This is a genomic window from Amycolatopsis sp. cg9 (genome assembly GCF_041346945.1).
Taxonomy (GTDB): domain Bacteria; phylum Actinomycetota; class Actinomycetes; order Mycobacteriales; family Pseudonocardiaceae; genus Amycolatopsis.
In genome coordinates this window covers 4,925,021-4,942,194 of the sequence record NZ_CP166850.1, presented here as the reverse complement: position 1 = coordinate 4,942,194, position 17,174 = coordinate 4,925,021, and the positions used below count along the sequence as shown (strand labels likewise).

Below are 17,174 nucleotides of genomic sequence, written 5' to 3'. Positions count from 1 at the left end.
ACCCTACGACCTCACCGCAAGCGGACCGGCAACGCCTCCAGCCCGTGCACCAGCGAGCTCGGCCGGTACACCAGCTCATCCGGCTTCGCGTCCAAAGCCAGCTCCGGGAACCGCGCGATCAGCCCGCCCAGCGCGATCTCCGCCTCCAGCCGAGCCAGCGGTGCGCCGACGCAGTAGTGGATGCCGTGCCCGAAGGCCAGGTGCCCGCCCGCCGCGCGGGTGATGTCCAGCCGGTCCGGCTCCGGGTAGCGCTCGGCGTCCCGGTTCGCGCCGAGCAGCGACACCAGCACGAACTCGCCTTCCGGGATCGTCACGCCCCCCACGTCGACCGGCTCGGCCGTGAACCGGATGGTGGCCAGGTGGATCGGGCCGTCGAAGCGGAGGAACTCCTCGACCGCGTTCGGCAGCAGCTCGGGCTCCGCGCGCAGCCGGGCCAGCTGCGCCGGCTCCCGCAGCAGCGCCAGGACACCGTTGGCGATCAGGTTGACGGTGGTCTCGTGCCCGGCGACCAGCAGCAGGAACGCCATCGAGACGAGCTCGGGCTCGGACAGCGAGTCCCCGTCGTCGGTCGCGTGCACCAGGTCCGACAACAGGTCTTCGGCCGGCTCGGCGCGCTTCTGCGCGATCAGGTCCGTGAGGTAGGCGTACATGCTCTGCGCCGCGTTCTGCATCGCCTCCGGTTCCGCGGAACTCAGCAACGTCTTCGACCACGCGGAAAAGTCGGTGCGGTCCGCCGCGCGTACGCCGAGCAGCTCGCAGATCACCGTGATCGGCAGCGGCGCGGCGAACGCCGGCAGCAGGTCGGCCCGCTCCTGCCCGGCCAGCGCGTCGAGCAGCTCCGCGGTGATCTCCTCCACGCGCGGCCGCAACCGGGCGATGGTCCGCCCCGTGAAGGCCTTGTTCACCAGCTTCCGCAGCCGCGTGTGGTCCGGCGGGTCGGAGTTGAGCATGTGGAAGCTCAGGTCGTTCCCCAGCCCGCCCTGCGCCGGCTCGCCGGACGGCAGCTTCGCCTCGAACAGCTCACGGGCCCGCGCGCTGTTCTTGTGCAGCCGCGGATCCGCCAGCAGCGCCCGCGCCTGCGCGAAGTCGGTCACGATGTAGCAGTCCAGGCCGCGCGGCATCCGGGCGCGGCGCACCGGCCCGCCCGCGCGCAGCAGCTCCGCGAACAGGTGCGCGTCCTGCGCGAAGTCCTCGGCCACCTCGAAAGTCGTCATTCCGCTCCCCCGTGCAGTCCGCTTCAGCGCTCGGCGAGTGCCGTCACCACGCGCTCGGTCACGTCCTGCCAGTATGCCCGTTGTTCCTCGCGTTCTCCGGCGCTCGCGAGCCATTCCTGGTGGAACCGCAGCGTGGTCTTGGCGCCCGCGCCGCTCAGCCGCACCTGGACGGTCGAATCGTGGTCCCAGTCGCTCGGCCGCCACGTGAGCCGCACGCGGTCGTGCTCGACGTAGCTGCGGATCTCGCCGACCGTGCCGTTCGCCGTCTCGTACTCCACGCCCGGTTCCCGCGGCAGCTCGACCCCGGGACCCAGCCAGATCGCGACGCCGTCGCGGCTCACCAGGAAGTCCCAGACCGTCTCCGCCGGGTACGGCAGGGTCCGCGAAACGCCGATGTTCCACCCGACATCGGCCGTTTTCCCCACTGAGGAAGTCATGCCCGCATCTTCCCACCGGGGTACGACAAAACCGGCCGGAGGCCCGGCTGGGAGGATCGGTACTCGTGCGCTACCGCCCCATTTCCCCGGCCGTGCTGGCCGAAGAGCTGACCGAACGCATCGACGCGCTCACCGGGCGTCCACGGTTCGCGGTCGCCGTCGACGGCGCGGCGGGTGCGACGGAAACCACAGAACTCGCGGACGCGCTGGTCGACCCGCTGCGCCTGCGCGGCCGCGCGGCCCTGCGCGTGTCCGCGAAAGACTTCCTGCGCCCGGCGTCGCTGCGCTACGAGCACGGCCGCACGAACCCCGACGCCCGCTACACCGACTGGCTCGACCTCGGCGCCCTCCGCCGCGAGGTGCTCGACCCGCTGGGCGACGGCGGTTCCGGCGAAGTCCTGCCTTCGCTGTGGGACGCCGGCCGCGACCGCGCGACCCGCGCCGAACGGGTGCCCGTCCCCGAAGGCGGCGTCGTGCTCCTCGACGGCGAGCTGCTGCTCGGCGCCGGCCTGACCTTCGACCTGGCCGTGCACCTGTGGCTCTCCCCCGCCGCGCTGCGCCGCCGCGTGCCGGAAGGGTGGGCGGTCCCGGCTTACGAGCGCTACGAAGAGGAAGTGGACCCCAGCTCGTTCGCCGACGTCGTCGTGCGCGTCGACGATCCGCGGCACCCGGCGCTCTACACGCCGTGAGCCTCAGCGGACGACGGCCACCGGATCGCCGTCGAGCAGGCCGGACAGCCGCCCGGCCAGGGTGTCCCACCGCCAGTTCTCGGTGACCCAGGCGCGGCCCGCCTGCCCCATCCGGCGCGCCCGCACGGGGTCGGCCAGGAGGCTGGCGAGGGTTTCGGCCAGCTGGCCGGTGTCGCGGCCTTCGACGACGTGCCCGGTGACCTCGTCGAGCACCGTTTCCGGGGCCCCGCCGGAGTTGCCGGCCACGACCGGCAGCCCGGTCGCCGACGCCTCCAGGTAGACGATGCCGAGCCCTTCGACGTCGAGCCCCTTGCCGCGGGTGCGGGCGGGCATCGCGAAGACGTCGCCGGCCGCGTAGTGGGCGGGCAGCTCGGCCCACGGCACCGAGCCGGTGAGCACGACGTCGCGCTCCAGGCCGAGCCCGGTGACCAGCTCGCTGAGCTTCTTGCGGTAGGGCCCGCCGCCGACGATGAGCAGCGCCGCGTCCGGAACGCGTTCGCGGATCAGCGGCAACGCGCGGATCAGCTGGTCCTGGCCCTTGCGCGGGACCAGCCGCGACACGCAGACGACGGTCGGCCGGTCGGAAAGGCCGTGCCGGGCGCGGATTTCCGCGCGGCCCGCGGGGTCCGGTTTGTACAGTCCGGTGTCCACGCCGGACGGCAGCAGCTCCAGCCCGGCCATCGGGCCGAACGCGGCGGCGAACCGGCCGCGCGTGTAGCGGCTGACGTAGGTGACGACGTCCACGGTGTCGCCGATGCGCCGCAGCGCCTGCCGCGACGCCGGGAGCATGGACCAGCCGACTTCGTGGCCGTGCGTCGACGCCACGACGCGCCGCGCACCGGCCTGGCGCAGGGAGTGCCCGAGCAGCGCCAGCGGCGCCGCGGCGCCGAACCAGACGGCTTCGCAGTCCCGCGCCCGCATGATCTGCTTCGCGCGGCGGAGCACGTCCGGCGTCGGCAGCATCAGCGACGTCGGGTGCCGCACGACCTCGAACGGCGCCGCCGCGTCGAACTCCTCGTGCGACCCCGTCCGCGACTCCCACGAAGGCGCGTAGACGACCAGGTCGTCCGCCGGCAGCCGGGTGGCGAGGGAGTTCAGGTAGTTCTGGATCCCCCCGGGCCGGGGCGGGAAGTCGTTGGTCACGAGCAGGGTCTTGAGCACGTCCCAGAGGCTAGCGGCCGCCGTGTACGGCGAAAGGGCGGCACCGCGTGTGCGGTACCGCCCTTCGCGGAGTGCTGCTCGGGTCAGGACGTCGGGCGGCGTGCCCCCGCGTACTGGCTCTGCAGCGGCGAAATCTTCACGACGTCGCCGGTGTCGGGCGCGTGGACCATCTTGCCGTCGCCGATGTACATGCCGACGTGCGAAACGGGCGAGTAGTAGAACACGAGGTCGCCCGGCTGGAGCTGGTCGCGCGGCACCGCGGCGCCGAACGTGGACTGCTCGCGGCTCGACCGGGGCAGCTTGACCCCGGCCTTGCCGTAGGCCCACAGCATCAGGCCGGAGCAGTCGAACGAGCTGGGGCCGGTGTCGCCCCAGCCGTACGGGCTGCCGAGCTTGCTCAGCGCCGCGTTGACCGCGGTCTGGGCGGCCGCGGTGGGCGCCTTGACGTTCGGCGCCGAGCCGCCCTGGTCGCCCTGCAGCGCCTTGTCGGCCGCGCTGAGGTTCTTGTTGGCGGCCTTGAGCTGCTCGATCTGGTCGTTGAGCGTCTTCTGCTTGGCCTGGATGTCCTGGGTCAGCTTCGCCGCCGCGTCACGGGCGTCCGTCGCGCGCTTCGCGGCGTCGGTGGCCTTGGCGGTGGCGTCGTTGGCCTGCTGCACGGCGCCGGTGAGGTTGCCCATCGCGCCGTTCTTTTCGGTCGCGATCACCTCGAGCGCCGAGGAACGGTCGAGGAAGTCCTGCGTGGACGTGCCGGCCAGCAGCGCGGACAGCTTGTTCAGCTGGACACCGCTGGTGAACGACGCGCCGGCGAACTTGTCGACCTCGGTCTGGTACTTCTTCTGGTTCTCGGACGCCTGGGCGGCCTGGTCCTTCGCCGCGTTGACGTCGCCGGTGGCCTTGTCGAGCTCACCCTGCTTGGCCTTCAGGTCGTCCTGGGCCTTGAGCAGGTCTTCGTTGAGCTTTTCGGCCTGCGCCGCGAGGTCGCGGTACTGGGCGAGGGCGTCCGAACCGGTGGGCGGGGCCTGGAGGACGGGGACGGGGGCGGCGATGGCCGTCGGCTGGGCCACGGTGACGAGGGTGATCACCGAAGCCGCGGCGAGGGCACCTGACACCACGCGCCTGACTGGATGCGACTGCACGGTCGCGCGGGTCTCCTTTGGTCTCGGCCGCCGTCGGGGACCGGGGCACGAAGAGGCCGGGGAGTCCTCTTCGCCGCTCGTCCCCACCGCTTCGGGGATGCTTCGTCCGCAACAGGTGAAGCAAAGCGGTGGTGGTTCCGGATCCCAGCTTCCCGACAAAGCTGCGCCCGGCGGCGATCTCGCGTCGCCGCCTCATCGACGGCCGGGGGCCACGAGATCTCGGACAGGTTACGAAAAGACCGCCACCACGTCCACCACCCGTCGGCCAAAAACTCTCCGTAGCGCCCCGAAACACCATCGGACCAGCTGTGGAGAAAACATGTGATGGGCGTTACACGCTGGGGATATTCCCGAAGCCGATTCGGTCACCGACCGTTCACCTGATCCGATCGACCATTCGGCGCGCCGACACGAAACGGGCGTGTCAGGCCGTGCGCAAGGCCACTCCCTCCACCAAGCGCAGCCGCGGCACCATCCCCGCTTCGGCGAGTGCGTCGACGGCGCGGCGCTCGTCGGCGTCCCAGACGACGGCGGGCGGCGCGCCGAGCAGCACGCTCACCACGCAGTCGTGGCAGGAGATGCCGCGCACCACGCACCGATCGCAGTCCACCACGAGGCTTTCGATGTCCTCGACGGAAATGTGCGAGACGTCCACTTCGGACCGGTCGGGGGTGTCGTTCACGTGGTCCTCCTCACGTCGTCACCGACTGAGGAGGACGGTAAGGGGCACCACCGACAATTTCGGGCGATCAGACCCGCGAAAGGCGGCTGACCAGCACCGAAGACGGCGTCGGGTGGGCGCCGCCGCCGCGGACCGAGTCCGCCACCGCGCGGTCGGACGTCGCCACCACCATCGGCCGGCCCGCGGGTTCGGCCGCGACGAGGTTGCGGATCACGTCGTCGGCCAGCACCCCGCGGTCGGAGAACAGCACCCGCACCCCGCGCGGCACCGCCGCGGGGACCGAGAGCACGCCGGCGCCGTCGAAGACCACCGTGACCTCGGCGGAGGTGCGGGCGGCCAGTGCCTGGAGCTGGTGGATCAGCCGGTCGCGCTGGTCGGCGAGGGCGAGTTCGGGGTAACCGGTCTTGGTGACGTTGTAGCCGTCGACGATCAGGTGCACGTTGGGCAGCGCGAGGTAACGGTCCAGGGTGGACACGTCCGCGATCTTGCCGCCCTGCCCGGTGCCGGACCGGGTGCCGCGCACCATGTCCGCGGGGCGGGCGCCGCGGGCGCCGAGGGCGAGTTCGCGGCGGAGGCCGGTGACGGCGCCGTCGATCGTGTCGATCAGCAGCGCGAGGCGCACCTCGTCGGCCTGCCGGGCTTCCCGGGCGGACTGGCGGGCGATCTCGGCGTCGGCGGCGGCGCGGTCGGCGCGGGCGCGTTCGGCCGCGACGCGCTGGCGTTCGCGGTCGAGCTGCGCGGTCAGCGCGGCGATCTCGTCGGCGCGGGCGGCGGACCCGCGTTCGGCCTCGGCGGACGCCGCTTCGACCGCGTCACGGGCCTGGCGCAGCTGGACGCCTTGTTCGCGAAGCCGTTTGAGGAGCTTCTCGACTTCGCCTTCGCGCTCGCCGCGGGCGCTTTCCGCGGCCCGTTGCGCCTCGGCCAGTTCCGCGCGGACCTGGAGGAGTTCGGCCTCGAGCCGCTGGTTGCGGGCCAGCGCGGCGTCGCGTTCGGCGCGGAGGGCGTTCTCCTCGGCGTTCTTGGCGACCAGCCGCACGCGCCCGGCGGCCCCGGACTCCCCGAGCAGGACGGCGGCGGCCGCCGCGGCGACGGAGTCGGCGGCGTTCGGGTCCAGCGCGTCGGTGCGGTGTTCACGCAACCACTCGATGACGGCGGTGCGGAACTGCGAGGACTCGCCCAGGGAAGCCAGCAGGGCGGCCCCGCCGAGCTTGGCACGCTTGGCGGGGGCGAACTTGGCGACCGGCCGCAGCTGGCGCGGCACGTCGGTGCCCGGGAGCTTGGCGACGGCCGCCGCGGCGAGCTCGGCGATCCGGTCCCGGACCGGCTCCGGCAGCGCCGGCCAGGTGGCGGGTTCGGGCCGGTCGGCGGGCTCTTCAGCCGGCTCCGGGCGCGACGCGACACCCGAGGGACCGGCGGGGTCCTCCGGCGGCTCCGGCACGAGCGGCTGCGGGTGCATTGGTCCAGGGTAGGCCCCGCCCCCGCATCCCGCGCCGCGCGGGACACGGACCGGCGGCGCCCGGAAACTGTCGGTGGTCGCCCCTACAGTCCCGCCCATGCGTTCGATCCAGGAACAACTCGCGTTCGACGAGCTGGGAACCCCGTTGCGGGAAACGACTTTCGTGGTCTTCGACCTGGAAACCACGGGAGCCGGACCGGGCGCGTCCGAAATCACCGAAATCGGCGCGGTGAAGGTGCGCGCGGGCGAAGTGCTCGGCGAGTTCGCGACCCTGGTGAACCCCGGCAAGACCATCCCGCCCCAGATCGTCTCGCTGACGGGCATCACCCAGCTGATGGTGTACGACGCGCCGCCGGTCGAGGAGGTACTGCCGGCGTTCCTGGAGTTCATCGGCGGGTCGGTGCTGGTGGCGCACAACTCGGGGTTCGACACCTCGCACATGCGCGCCGCCTGCGAGGCGCACGGCTACGTCTGGCCGAAGCTGACGGTGGTGTGCACGGCGCGGCTGGCCCGGCGCGTCGTGCCGCGCGACGAGGTCGGGCGCTACAACCTGACGGCGCTGGCGCTGCTGTTCGGCGCGCGGACGCGGCCGACGCACCGCGCCCTCGACGACGCGCGCGCCACGGTCGACGTGCTGCACGGCCTGCTGGAGCGCGTCGGGAACCTGGGCGTCCATTCGCTCGAGGAGCTGATGGGGTACCTCCCGGAGGTGACGGTCGCCCAGCGGGCGAAGCGGCACCTGGCGGCGGACCTGCCGGCCGCGCCGGGCGTCTACCTGTTCAAGGGCCCGAAGGACGAGGTCCTCTACGTCGGCACGGCGAAGGACCTGCGGCGGCGGGTGCGGACGTACTTCACGGGTTCGGAGAACCGCAGCCGGATCCGGGAGATGGTCGCGCTGGCGGAGCGCGTCGACCACGTCGTGTGCGCGCACGCGCTGGAGGCGGAGGTGCGGGAGCTGCGGCTGATCGCGGCCCACCGGCCCGCGTACAACCGCCGGTCGAAGAACCGCCACCAGGGCTGGTGGATCGGGCTGACCGAGGAGGCCTTCCCGCGGCTGTCGGTGGTCCGCCTGCCGCGCCCGGGGGTGCTGGGCCCGTTCCGCAACCAGGCGGACGCCCGCGCGACGGCGGACACCCTGGCCGGCGCGTCCGGCCTGCGGACGTGCACGCAGCGGATCTCGCCCCGCTCGCCGAACGGCACCCCGTGCGTCCTGGCGGAGCTGGGCCGCTGTGGCGCGCCGTGCGCGGGACGCCAGAGCGTCGAGGCGTACGAGCCCCTGGTCGAGTCGGTGTCGGGCCTGATCGCGGGCCTGGACGGCCGCCCCCTCCACACGGCGGCGGAGCACGTGGAGCGCCTGGCGGCCGGCGAGCACTACGAGCAGGCGGCCCGCCACCGCGACGAGCTGGCGGCCCTGATCCGCGCGCTGGGCCGGGCCCACCGCCAGGGAGCACTGGCCTCGATCGGCGAGCTGATCGCGGCGGGCCCGGACGGCGCGGGCGGCTGGGAGCTGGCGGTGATCCGCTACGGCCGCCTGGCCTCGGCGGGCGTGGCCCGGCGCGGGGTGCCGCCGATGCCGGTGGTGGAGGCGCTGGTGGCGTCGGCGGAGACGGTCCTGCCGGAGCCAGGCCCCCTGCACGGAGCGGCCCCGGAGGAGGTCGGCGTGCTGCTGCGCTGGCTGGCCCGCCCGGGGGTCCGGCTGGTGAGGACGACGAGGCCGTGGGCGGAACCGGCGGCGGTGGCGGGCTGGCGGGGGTGGCTGGACCTGGTGGCGGGGGCGCATTCCCTGGAGCACGTGGGCTGAGGACGCCCGCGGTTCCCCTGGCACCGGATCGCAGGCGAGCCCTGACGGCTCGAAGCCCGCCGACGCGGTCCGGCCCGCCACCCGCCCGCGCATCGAGCACCAGCGGGGATGCCCGGACCCGGCGGCCCCGGCCACGGGCGAGCCGTTCACGCGAGCCCTGACGGTCCCATGGCCGTTGACGCGGTCCGGTCCCCTCGGCCCGCCGCTCGCCCGCGCATCGAGCGACCAGGCGGGCGCAACGCCCATCGGCGCGGCCTCCCCCGCCCGCGCGGGCGTCCCCCGCTGGCACACACGGCGCCGCGGCGAGGCAGCTCACTAGGATCGCGGACGACACCCGCAGACGAGTCTTGGAGGACCCAGGTGATCACCGCGATCGTGTTGATCCAGGTTGAGGCGGACGCGATCCCGGACGCGGCGCAGGCGATCGCCGACATCGAGGGTGTCGGCGAGGTCTACTCGTGCGCCGGGGACGTCGACCTCATCGCCACCGTGCAGGTGTCCGCGCACGAGGAGCTGGCCGACCTCATCCCCGGCCGGATCGGGAAGGTGCCGGGCGTGCTGGACACCGTCACGCACATCGCGTTCCGGTCGTACTCCCGCGCCGACACCGAGTCGGCCTTCTCGATCGGCGTCGAGGATTGACCGAGGTCCCCGGGGAGCTGGCCGCCGCGCTCGCCGCGGCCCCGGACGCGGCGGCGGCGTTCGAAGCCCTGCCGCCGTCGCACCGGCGCGAGTACGTCCGGTGGGTCGCCGAGGCCAAGAAGCCGGAAACCCGCGTCTCGCGGGCCCGGAAGGCCGTCGAACGGCTCCGCGGGCCGGACTAGGGCGTGTTCTGTAAGCGGTTGAGCTGGACCTCTGGTAGTTGTGCCCGGTGGTTGGTCGCGGTGAGTTGACGGACAAGGCATGGGCGGTGATCGAACCGTTGCTGCCGCCGCGGCAAGGCGGCGGACGGCGGTGGCGTGATCACCGCCAAGTCATCAACGCGATCCTGTGGAAACTCCGCACCGGCGCCCCATGGCGTGACCTGCCCGAACGCTACGGCCCCTGGAAAACCGCCCATGAACGGCTGCGGCTGTGGACCGAAGACGGCACCTGGGATCGGATCCTCGACCGGGTGATCGTCAAAGACGACGCCGTCGAAGTCCTCGCCCTCGACGGGGAAGGACTCGGCCGGTCCCGCGGCGGACTGAGCACCAAGATCCACCTGGCCGTCGACGGGCGGGACCTGCCGGTACGGATCCTGCTCACCCCCGGCCAAGCCGGAGATAACCCGCAGCTGCTGCCGCTGCTGGACGGCATCAGCGTCGCCCGCCCCGGGCCAGGCCGGCCACGCTGCCAGCCGGAGACGGTGATCGCGGACAAGGCGTACTCGCATCCCTCGACCCGTCAGGCGATGCGGGACCGGCAGATCACGTTCGTCAGCCCGGAGCGGGATGACCAGATCGCCCACCGCGCGGCCAAAGGCTCCCGCGGCGGGCGGCCACCCGCGTTCGATGCCGAGCTCTACAAGCAGCGCAATGTGGTCGAACGGTGCTTCAACCGGCTCAAGCAGTTCCGCGACCTGGCCACCCGCTACGCCAAACGCGCCGCCTACTACCAGGCCGAGCTCACCATCGCCGCCATCGTGCTCTGGCTCCGATGACTTACAGGACAGCTCCTAGGCCGGCTGCCAGAGCTCGACGCGGTTCCCCTCGGGGTCGGTGACCCAGCCGAAGCGGCCGACGCCCGCCATGTCCTGGACCTCCTCGGCCACGTCGGCGCCCTTGGCGCGCAGCTGCGCCAGCATCGCGTCCAGGTCGCGGACCCGGAAGTTGAGCATGGCCTGCTGCGAGGGCGACCCGAAGTAGTCGGTCCCGGCCTCGAACGGCGCGAAGACGGTCGCACCCGGCGCCTGCTGCCAGAGCCCGTGCTCGTCGGCGTCGAGGCCCAGGAAGTCCCGGTACCAGGCCCCCAGGACGGCCGGGTCCGCCGCGCGGAAGAAGTAACCACCGATGCCGAGCACACGTTCCATGCGCGCATCGTGCCAGCCCGGAAACACCGAAGGCCACCTCCGGCGAACCGGAGGTGGCCTTCGAGCTGACTTGCGGCTAGTGGTCCGACTGCTTCGCGGCCGAAGCCGCTTCGGCGGAGTCGAACTCACCGGGCCGGCCGTTTTCGTCCGCGGAGTGGCCGTTGCCGTGCCCGTTGCCGTGGGCCCGCTGCAGGGCGGCGGTCTCCTCGGCCGGGTCCGGCGACCAGAACGTGCCCGGGACGGCGTGCCCGGCCGAGCCGAGCTTGTTCATCTTCTTCGGCACGGACGCGCCCTGGTATTCGAGCGGGATCGCGTGGCCGTGGCTGTCGACGCCGGCGAGCGGCTGGTGGATCTCGATGAACTCACCGTGCGGCAGCCGCTTGATGATGCCGGTCTCGACGCCGTGCTCCAGCACCTCGCGGTCGGCCCGCTGCAGGCCCAGGCAGAGCCGGTAGGTGAGGTAGTAGGCGATCGGCGGCACGATCAGGACACCGATGCGGCCCGCCCACGTCGTCGCGTTCAGGGAGATGTCGAACTGGTCGGCGATGATGTCGTTGAAGCCCGACAGCTCGATCACCATGAAGAAGCCCAGCGCCATCGCGCCCAGCGCCGTGCGGACCGGGACGTCCCGGGGCCGCTGGAGCAGGTTGTGGTGCGCGGTGTCCTTGGACAGCTTCCGCTCGATGAACGGGTAGCCCAGGAACAGGCCGAACAGGATCGGCATGCCGATCGCGCCGGGGAAGAACACCGCCGGGATCGTGTAGTTCCCGAGGTAGACCTCCCACGCCGGCCAGATCCGGAGCATGCCGTCCGCCCAGGCCATGTACCAGTCGGGCTGCGAGCCCGCCGACACCTGCGCCGGGTTGTAGGGGCCGAAGTTCCACACCGGGTTGATCTGGAACAACCCCGACATCAACGCCAGCACACCCACGACCAGCGTGAAGAACGCCCCGCCCTTCAACGCGAAGTACGGCATGATCCGCACCCCGACGACGTTGGTCTCCTTGCGGCGCACCCCCGGGAACTGGGTGTGCTTCTGGTACCACACCAACGCCAGGTGCGCCCCCACCAACGCCAGCATGATCCCCGGCAGCAGCAGGATGTGCAGCGTGTACAACCGCGGGATGATCTGATCGCCCGGGAACTCCCCACCGAAGAGCGCCCAGTGGATCCAGGTGCCCATCACCGGCACCGACAGCACGATCCCCGACAGCGTCGCCCGGATACCGGTACCCGACAGCAGGTCGTCCGGCAGCGAATACCCGAAGAAGCCCTCGAAGCAGCCCAGGATCAGCAGCAGCCCGCCGATCACCCAGTTCGCCTCACGCGGGCGCCGGAACGCACCCGTGAAGAAGATCCGCAGCATGTGCACGGCCATCGACGCCACGAAGATCAGCGCCGCCCAGTGGTGCAGCTGCCGCATGAACAGCCCGCCGCGCACGTCGAAGGAAATGTCCAGCGTCGTGCGGAACGCCTGCGACATCTCCAGGCCCTGCATGTTCTTGAAACTGCCCTGGTACACGACCTCCTGCATCGAGGGGTCGAAGAACAGCGTCAGGTACACCCCGGTCAGCAGCAGGATGATGAAGCTGTAGAGCGCGATCTCCCCGAGCAGGAACGACCAGTGCGTCGGGAACACCTTGTTCATCTGGTGCCGCAGCCCCTTGGCCGCGTGGTACCGCTGGTCCGCGTTGTCCGCGGCCTCCCCCACGTGCCGCTCCACGGCACTCGACCCCTTGGTCGGCGTGGTGAGTGAACTCATGACTTACGCTCCCAAAAGGCCGGACCGATGGCCTCGATGAAGTCGCCTCGCGCGATCAAGTATCCCTCTTCGTCCACCGTGATCGGTAGCTGGGCCAGCGGACGCGTCGCCGGGCCGAAAATCGGCTTGGCGTAGTGCAGCGCGTCGAACTGCGACTGGTGGCAGGGGCACAGGATGCGGTTGGTCCGCTGCTCGTACAGGGAGGTCGGGCAGCCGACGTGGCTGCAGATCTTCGTGTACGCGTAGTAGTCGCCGAAGTTGAAGTCCTCCTGGCCGGACCGCTTGACCACCTTGGCGGCGTCGGTCGGGCGCAGGCGGATCAGCATGACCGGGTTGTCGACCCGGGTCAGCGCGGCGGCCAGCAGTTCCGGTTTGTCCTTCTCGGACTCGCGGTACGGGAAGACGGTTTCCATCGCGCCGGCGTCGAGGTCCTCGGCCTTGACCAGGCTGACCTCTTCGCCCTCCTCCAGCGGCTTGCCGGTGTTGCGGCGCAGGTAGACCTTCTCACCGGGGAAGTTCGGCTGCCAGCCGGTGTGCCACAGCGACTCGCGGGTCTCGCTGTCCTTCCACGGGTTCTTGATGAAGGACGCGAGCGGCAGCGCGGCGGCCGCGAGGCCGAGCGTGCCGGCCCCGGCGATGGCCGAGCGCTTGATCAGCGACCGGCGGGCGATGGTGCTGCGGTTGCCGGCGTCGGCCAGGTGCGCGAGGAACGTCTGGCGGTCGACCTCGGCCGACCCCTTGCCCTCGCCGTCGTGGCGCTCCTGCACCGCGACCTCGGCGGGCACGAACTTCTTCGTGTACAGGATCACGCCGATGCCGAGGCCGAGGATGGCCAGGCCGAGCGTGATGCCGAGCATCGGGGTGTAGAGGCTGTACCAGAAGTGGCCGCTCTCGTTGTCCGGCGCCTCGTACTTCCACGGCCACCAGATCAGCGAGACGACGAAGCCCAGCCCGGCCAGTGCGGACAGGGCGAACCAGAACGCCACCAGGCGCTCGGCGCGCTTCTCCGCCCGGGTGCCCTCCACCGGCCACGGGGTCGGGTACTCGACGATCTCGACGCCGTCGAGCTGCCCGCCCAGCTTGACCAGCTGGTCCCGGTCCATCTCAGCCAGCTCCGCCTCCGTCGGCGGCTTAGGCCCCTCGGCACTCATGCCTTCGATCCAATCCACAACGTCACGCCGATCAGCGCGGCGATCCCGACGATAAAGGCGATGACGCCCTCCGAAGCGGGGCCGACCCCGCCGAGGCCGTTACCACCCGGGTCATTGTTGCCGTCGGACACCGACTTCACGTAGGCGACGATGTCCTTCTTCTCCTCCGGCGACAGCTGCCGGTCGGAGAACTTCGGCATGTTCTGGGGGCCGGTGAGCATGGCCGTGTAGATCTGCTCTTCGCTGGCCGGATCCAGGTTCGGCGCGTACTTGCCCGCCGACAGCGCGCCGCCGCGGCCGGTGAAGTTGTGGCACGAAGCGCAGTTGAGGCGGAACAGCTCGCCACCGCGGGCCGGGTCGGAGCCGCGCAGGGCCTCGCCCTTCTCGGCCGGGCGCTGGACGCCGCCGCCGTGCGCCTGGATGTAGGCGCCGACCGCGTCGATCTCGGCCTCGGTCAGCTTCGGCGGCTTCCGCTCGACCTGCGCCTCCTGGCGCGCGGCGGGCATGCGGCCCGAAGAAGTCTGGAAGTACACCGCGGCGTCGCCGATGCCGATCAGGCTCGGCCCGCGGTCCTGCACGCCCTCGAGGTTCGCGCCGTGGCACGCGATGCAGGTGTTGTTGTAGACCTGCTCGCCGAGGCGCAGCTGCGCCGGCGTGCCCTGGGCCTGCGCGGTCTGCGGCTCCGGGGCGAACACGGCGTACAGGGCGCCGGCGCCCACCAGCGCGATACCGAGCGCGAGCAGGCCGGCGAACCGCCTCCGCAGCTTCGACCGCGCGCGGTAGCGGCGCTCCGACGATTTGGTGCTGGTGGTCATCTTGCGGCAACCCTTGCTGTCAGTTCAGGCCGATGGTGATGGTGGTGGCGGCTGGGCGTGAAGCCCCTCACGGGAGGAGGTAGATCACACCGAACAGGCCGACCCACACGATGTCGACGAAGTGCCAGTAGTAGGACACGACGATCGCCGACGTGGCCTGGGCGGGCGTGAACTTGCTCAGCTTCGTGCGGATGAGCAGGTACACGAAGGCGATGAGCCCGCCGATGACGTGCAGGCCGTGGAACCCGGTGGCGAGGTAGAAGACCGTGCCGAACGGGCCGGACGGGATCGTCATCCCCTCTTCCACCAGGTTGTGGTACTCGTTGGCCTGGCCGCCGACGAAGATCGCGCCCATGATCAACGTGATGATGTACCAGCGGCGCAGCCCGTAGACGTCGCCGCGCTCGGCGGCGAACACCCCGAACTGGCAGGTCAGCGAGGACAGCACGAGGATCACCGTGAACGGGATCGCGTACGCCACGTTGAGGTGGAACTCCTCGCCGTGCAGGCGCGGCGGCCAGGTCTCCCCGACCGGGTTCTGCGCCTTGACGGTGAAGAACATCGCGAACAGTCCGGCGAAGAACATCAGCTCGCTGGACAGCCACACGATGGTGCCGACACTGACCATGTTCGGCCGGTTCAGCGAGTGGACCCGCTGACTGATGGTGGGAGCTGCCGTTGTCACGCGTCGCATTATGTCCTCTCGCACCACCGCTCCGCCGGGTGGGTCCACGGCGAGCCGTCTGCGTTACCGATCACACGGGATGCCCGGGAAGGTGAGAGCTACTCATGGGTTTGGTGAACCGCCTGCTCAACCTGGTCAAGAAGCGCGAAACGCCTGTTCTCGGGCCCGACGACCCCGGCCTGGAGATCGTCGTGGCGGCCTTCGACCCGGTCGTCGCGGACTCCGCCGTGCTCGCGGGTTCACCCGGTTGGGTCAGCACGGCACCGGCCGTCCTGCGGCACCACCTGCTGCTGCCGCCGGGCCGGGTCGCCGAAGCGGCGTCGATCCTCGCCCAGGACGGCTACGACCTGCGGGAACAGTCTCCCGAAGGCGAGCTGGTGCGGGTGCTCGCGGTGCGCGTCCAGGTGCTCGACGCGCTCCACTGCGCCCAGGAACGGTCCCGGATGGCGGGCCTCGCGCAACGCTTGGGCGGCGACGCGCTGGGCTGGGACGCGCTCCAGCCGGAGCCGACCGCGTGATGTCGGTCTCGGCCGATACGATCGCCGGGAAGGCTTTGACGAGACGGAGGCGTGCGCAATGGGCGAGTCGATGCGGGTCCTGGTGTTCAGCCACAAGGCGGAGGTGCGCGAGGCGATCGTGAACGCGGTCGGGCGCCGTCCGGCGGCGGACCTGGCGCGCGTGGACTACGTCGAGGCGGCCGGCATCGCCGACGTGCTGTCCGAGGTGGACGCGGGCAACGTCGACCTGGCCATCCTCGACGGCGAGGCGCAGCCGACCGGCGGCATCGGCCTCTGCCGCCAGCTCAAGGCCGAGATCGCGAACTGCCCGCCGATCGTGGTTTCGGTGCGGCGCAAGGACGACCGGTGGCTGGCGACCTGGTCGCAGGCGGACGCCGTGCTGGTGCACCCGCTGGACCCGCTGACCGCCGCGGAGACCGTCGCCGACGTGCTGCGACGGGTCCCCGTCGTGAACGGCTGAGCCCGGTGACCACCCCGGTCCCCCGCACCTGGCCACCCCTGCTCAAGCAGCTCATCGCGGGCGTCGACCTCTCGGCGGACGACACGGCGTGGGCGATGGACCAGATCATGAGCGGAGCCGCGAGCCCGGCCCGGATCGCCGGGTTCGCGGTCGCGCTGCGCGCCAAGGGCGAGACGCCCGAGGAGATCGCCGGCATGGCGGCCACGATGCTGGCGCACGCCCGCCGGGTCGAGCTGGACCGCCCGGCGGTCGACATCGTCGGCACCGGCGGCGACGGCTCGAACTCGGTGAACATCTCGACGATGGCGACGATCGTCACGGCGGCCGCCGGCGCGCCGGTGGCCAAGCACGGCAACCGCAGCGCGTCGTCGAAGTCCGGCGCGGCCGACGTCCTCGAGGCGCTCGGCGTGCGGATCAGCCTGCCGCCGGAGGACGTGCAGCGCAGCCTCGCCGAGGTCGGGATCGGGTTCTTCCTGGCGTCGGCGTTCCACCCGGCCCTGCGGCACGCCGGCCCGGTGCGCAGCGAGCTCGGCATCCCGACCACGTTCAACCTGCTCGGCCCGCTGACCAACCCGGCCCAGCCGGGCGCCGCGCTGATCGGCTGCGCGTACCAGGACAAGACCCGGGTGCTGGCCGAGACGTTCGCCCGCCGCGGCACGACGGCCCTGGTCGTCCGCGGCGACGACGGCCTCGACGAGATCACCACCACGACGACGTCCACGGTCTGGGTGGTCTCGGGCGGCACGGTCGCCGAGCGCTCCCTCGACCCCGCCGACCTGGGCATCCCCCGCGCGACGGCGGACGACCTGCGCGGCGGCGACGCGACGGCGAACGCCGAGGTGGTCCGCGAGCTGGTGGGCGGCAAGGCGGGCCCGGTCCGCGACGCGGTCCTGATCAACGCGGCCGCCGCGCTGGCGGCCTTCACGGGCTTCTCGGGGTCCCTGGAGGACGATCTGCGGGCCGGCCTGGTGCGAGCGGCGGAGGCGATCGACTCGGGCGCCGCGGCCGCGCTGCTGGACCGCTGGATCGCCTTCAGCTGACCCGCGCACGGCGGCCGCTCCGGTAAGCCGGGGCGGTCGCGGCGGCACCGGGCTTGCGGCCGCGCTGGGGAGCCAGTGCGGCCGCCAGGACCGCGAGCATGCCCACCGCCTCCGGCCAGCTCGGGCGTGGCTCGCTCGCCCAGCTGCTGGTACGCG

19 protein-coding genes are annotated in these 17,174 nt (G+C 71.8%); 8 read left to right on the top strand and 11 right to left on the bottom strand.

Going from position 1 to position 17,174, the window contains the following annotated elements; all coding sequences use genetic code 11:
• Window positions 1-11: 11 nt before the first annotated feature.
• Together AB5J73_RS23675 and AB5J73_RS23670 are read right to left on the bottom strand one after the other, a co-directional pair.
• The gene (locus tag AB5J73_RS23675) at window positions 12-1,214 is read right to left on the bottom strand and encodes a cytochrome P450 (RefSeq protein ID WP_370972337.1); all 1,203 of its coding nucleotides are present in this window, start codon (window positions 1,212-1,214) and stop codon (window positions 12-14) included.
• A gap of 23 nt (window positions 1,215-1,237) precedes the next feature.
• Window positions 1,238-1,651, bottom strand: coding sequence for an SRPBCC domain-containing protein (locus AB5J73_RS23670; RefSeq protein WP_370972335.1), 414 nt, complete (start codon window positions 1,649-1,651; stop codon window positions 1,238-1,240).
• A 65-nt stretch (window positions 1,652-1,716) separates the two neighbouring features.
• Here AB5J73_RS23670 and AB5J73_RS23665 point away from each other — a divergent pair, with 65 nt between their 5' ends.
• The gene (locus tag AB5J73_RS23665) at window positions 1,717-2,340 is read left to right on the top strand and encodes a uridine kinase (protein WP_370972333.1); all 624 of its coding nucleotides are present in this window, start codon (window positions 1,717-1,719) and stop codon (window positions 2,338-2,340) included.
• A 3-nt stretch (window positions 2,341-2,343) separates the two neighbouring features.
• On the opposite strand, the gene AB5J73_RS23660 is transcribed toward AB5J73_RS23665, so the two are convergent.
• From AB5J73_RS23660 to AB5J73_RS23645, 4 genes are all read right to left on the bottom strand, one after another.
• Window positions 2,344-3,501, bottom strand: coding sequence for a glycosyltransferase family 4 protein (locus AB5J73_RS23660; protein ID WP_370972331.1), 1,158 nt, complete (start codon window positions 3,499-3,501; stop codon window positions 2,344-2,346).
• Window positions 3,502-3,584: 83 nt separating this feature from the next.
• A complete protein-coding gene (locus AB5J73_RS23655; protein ID WP_370972329.1) occupies window positions 3,585-4,637 on the bottom strand; it encodes an NlpC/P60 family protein in 1,053 nt (350 codons plus the stop codon).
• A gap of 424 nt (window positions 4,638-5,061) precedes the next feature.
• Window positions 5,062-5,319, bottom strand: a complete 258-nt coding sequence (locus tag AB5J73_RS23650; RefSeq protein WP_370972327.1) for a hypothetical protein — start codon at window positions 5,317-5,319, stop codon at window positions 5,062-5,064.
• Between the two features lie 67 nt (window positions 5,320-5,386).
• Window positions 5,387-6,775 carry an NYN domain-containing protein gene (locus tag AB5J73_RS23645; RefSeq protein ID WP_370972325.1) on the bottom strand — a complete coding sequence of 463 codons (1,389 nt, stop codon included), beginning with the start codon at window positions 6,773-6,775 and terminating at the stop codon, window positions 5,387-5,389.
• Between the two features lie 97 nt (window positions 6,776-6,872).
• Here AB5J73_RS23645 and AB5J73_RS23640 point away from each other — a divergent pair, with 97 nt between their 5' ends.
• The 4 genes from AB5J73_RS23640 (at window position 6,873) to AB5J73_RS23625 (ending at window position 10,218) form a co-directional block, all read left to right on the top strand.
• Window positions 6,873-8,576, top strand: a complete 1,704-nt coding sequence (locus AB5J73_RS23640) for a DEDD exonuclease domain-containing protein (RefSeq protein WP_370972323.1) — start codon at window positions 6,873-6,875, stop codon at window positions 8,574-8,576.
• A gap of 360 nt (window positions 8,577-8,936) precedes the next feature.
• Window positions 8,937-9,218, top strand: a complete 282-nt coding sequence (locus AB5J73_RS23635; RefSeq protein WP_370972321.1) for an Lrp/AsnC family transcriptional regulator — start codon at window positions 8,937-8,939, stop codon at window positions 9,216-9,218.
• Entirely contained in the window at window positions 9,215-9,400 is a 186-nt protein-coding gene (locus AB5J73_RS23630) for a YdeI/OmpD-associated family protein (RefSeq protein ID WP_370972319.1), read from the top strand. Before AB5J73_RS23635 ends, AB5J73_RS23630 begins: the two co-directional genes overlap by 4 nt.
• 47 nt (window positions 9,401-9,447) lie before the next feature.
• Complete coding sequence (locus AB5J73_RS23625) at window positions 9,448-10,218, top strand: IS5 family transposase (RefSeq protein WP_370972317.1); 771 nt, start codon at window positions 9,448-9,450, stop codon at window positions 10,216-10,218.
• Between the two features lie 15 nt (window positions 10,219-10,233).
• On the opposite strand, the gene AB5J73_RS23620 is transcribed toward AB5J73_RS23625, so the two are convergent.
• The 5 genes from AB5J73_RS23620 to AB5J73_RS23600 form a co-directional block, all read right to left on the bottom strand.
• Complete coding sequence (locus tag AB5J73_RS23620) at window positions 10,234-10,587, bottom strand: VOC family protein (protein ID WP_370972315.1); 354 nt, start codon at window positions 10,585-10,587, stop codon at window positions 10,234-10,236.
• A 76-nt stretch (window positions 10,588-10,663) separates the two neighbouring features.
• Window positions 10,664-12,349, bottom strand: coding sequence for a cytochrome bc complex cytochrome b subunit (locus tag AB5J73_RS23615; RefSeq protein ID WP_370972313.1), 1,686 nt, complete (start codon window positions 12,347-12,349; stop codon window positions 10,664-10,666).
• Window positions 12,346-13,500, bottom strand: a complete 1,155-nt coding sequence (locus AB5J73_RS23610) for a ubiquinol-cytochrome c reductase iron-sulfur subunit (RefSeq protein ID WP_370972311.1) — start codon at window positions 13,498-13,500, stop codon at window positions 12,346-12,348. Before AB5J73_RS23610 ends, AB5J73_RS23615 begins: the two co-directional genes overlap by 4 nt.
• Window positions 13,497-14,315 (bottom strand): c-type cytochrome, encoded by an 819-nt coding sequence (locus AB5J73_RS23605; RefSeq protein WP_125306905.1) that lies wholly within the window; start codon window positions 14,313-14,315, stop codon window positions 13,497-13,499. The genes AB5J73_RS23610 and AB5J73_RS23605 overlap by 4 nt, the downstream gene beginning before the upstream one ends.
• Window positions 14,316-14,382: 67 nt before the next feature.
• Entirely contained in the window at window positions 14,383-15,009 is a 627-nt protein-coding gene (locus AB5J73_RS23600) for a heme-copper oxidase subunit III (RefSeq protein ID WP_247025237.1), read from the bottom strand.
• A 95-nt stretch (window positions 15,010-15,104) separates the two neighbouring features.
• Here AB5J73_RS23600 and AB5J73_RS23595 point away from each other — a divergent pair, with 95 nt between their 5' ends.
• The 3 genes from AB5J73_RS23595 to trpD are packed head-to-tail and all read left to right on the top strand — an operon-like array spanning window position 15,105 to window position 17,018.
• The gene (locus AB5J73_RS23595; protein ID WP_370972309.1) at window positions 15,105-15,518 is read left to right on the top strand and encodes a hypothetical protein; all 414 of its coding nucleotides are present in this window, start codon (window positions 15,105-15,107) and stop codon (window positions 15,516-15,518) included.
• A 58-nt stretch (window positions 15,519-15,576) separates the two neighbouring features.
• Window positions 15,577-15,978 carry a hypothetical protein gene (locus AB5J73_RS23590; protein ID WP_370972307.1) on the top strand — a complete coding sequence of 134 codons (402 nt, stop codon included), beginning with the start codon at window positions 15,577-15,579 and terminating at the stop codon, window positions 15,976-15,978.
• Window positions 15,979-15,983: 5 nt separating this feature from the next.
• Window positions 15,984-17,018, top strand: a complete 1,035-nt coding sequence (trpD, locus tag AB5J73_RS23585; protein WP_370972305.1) for an anthranilate phosphoribosyltransferase — start codon at window positions 15,984-15,986, stop codon at window positions 17,016-17,018.
• Window positions 17,019-17,174: the final 156 nt, after the last annotated feature.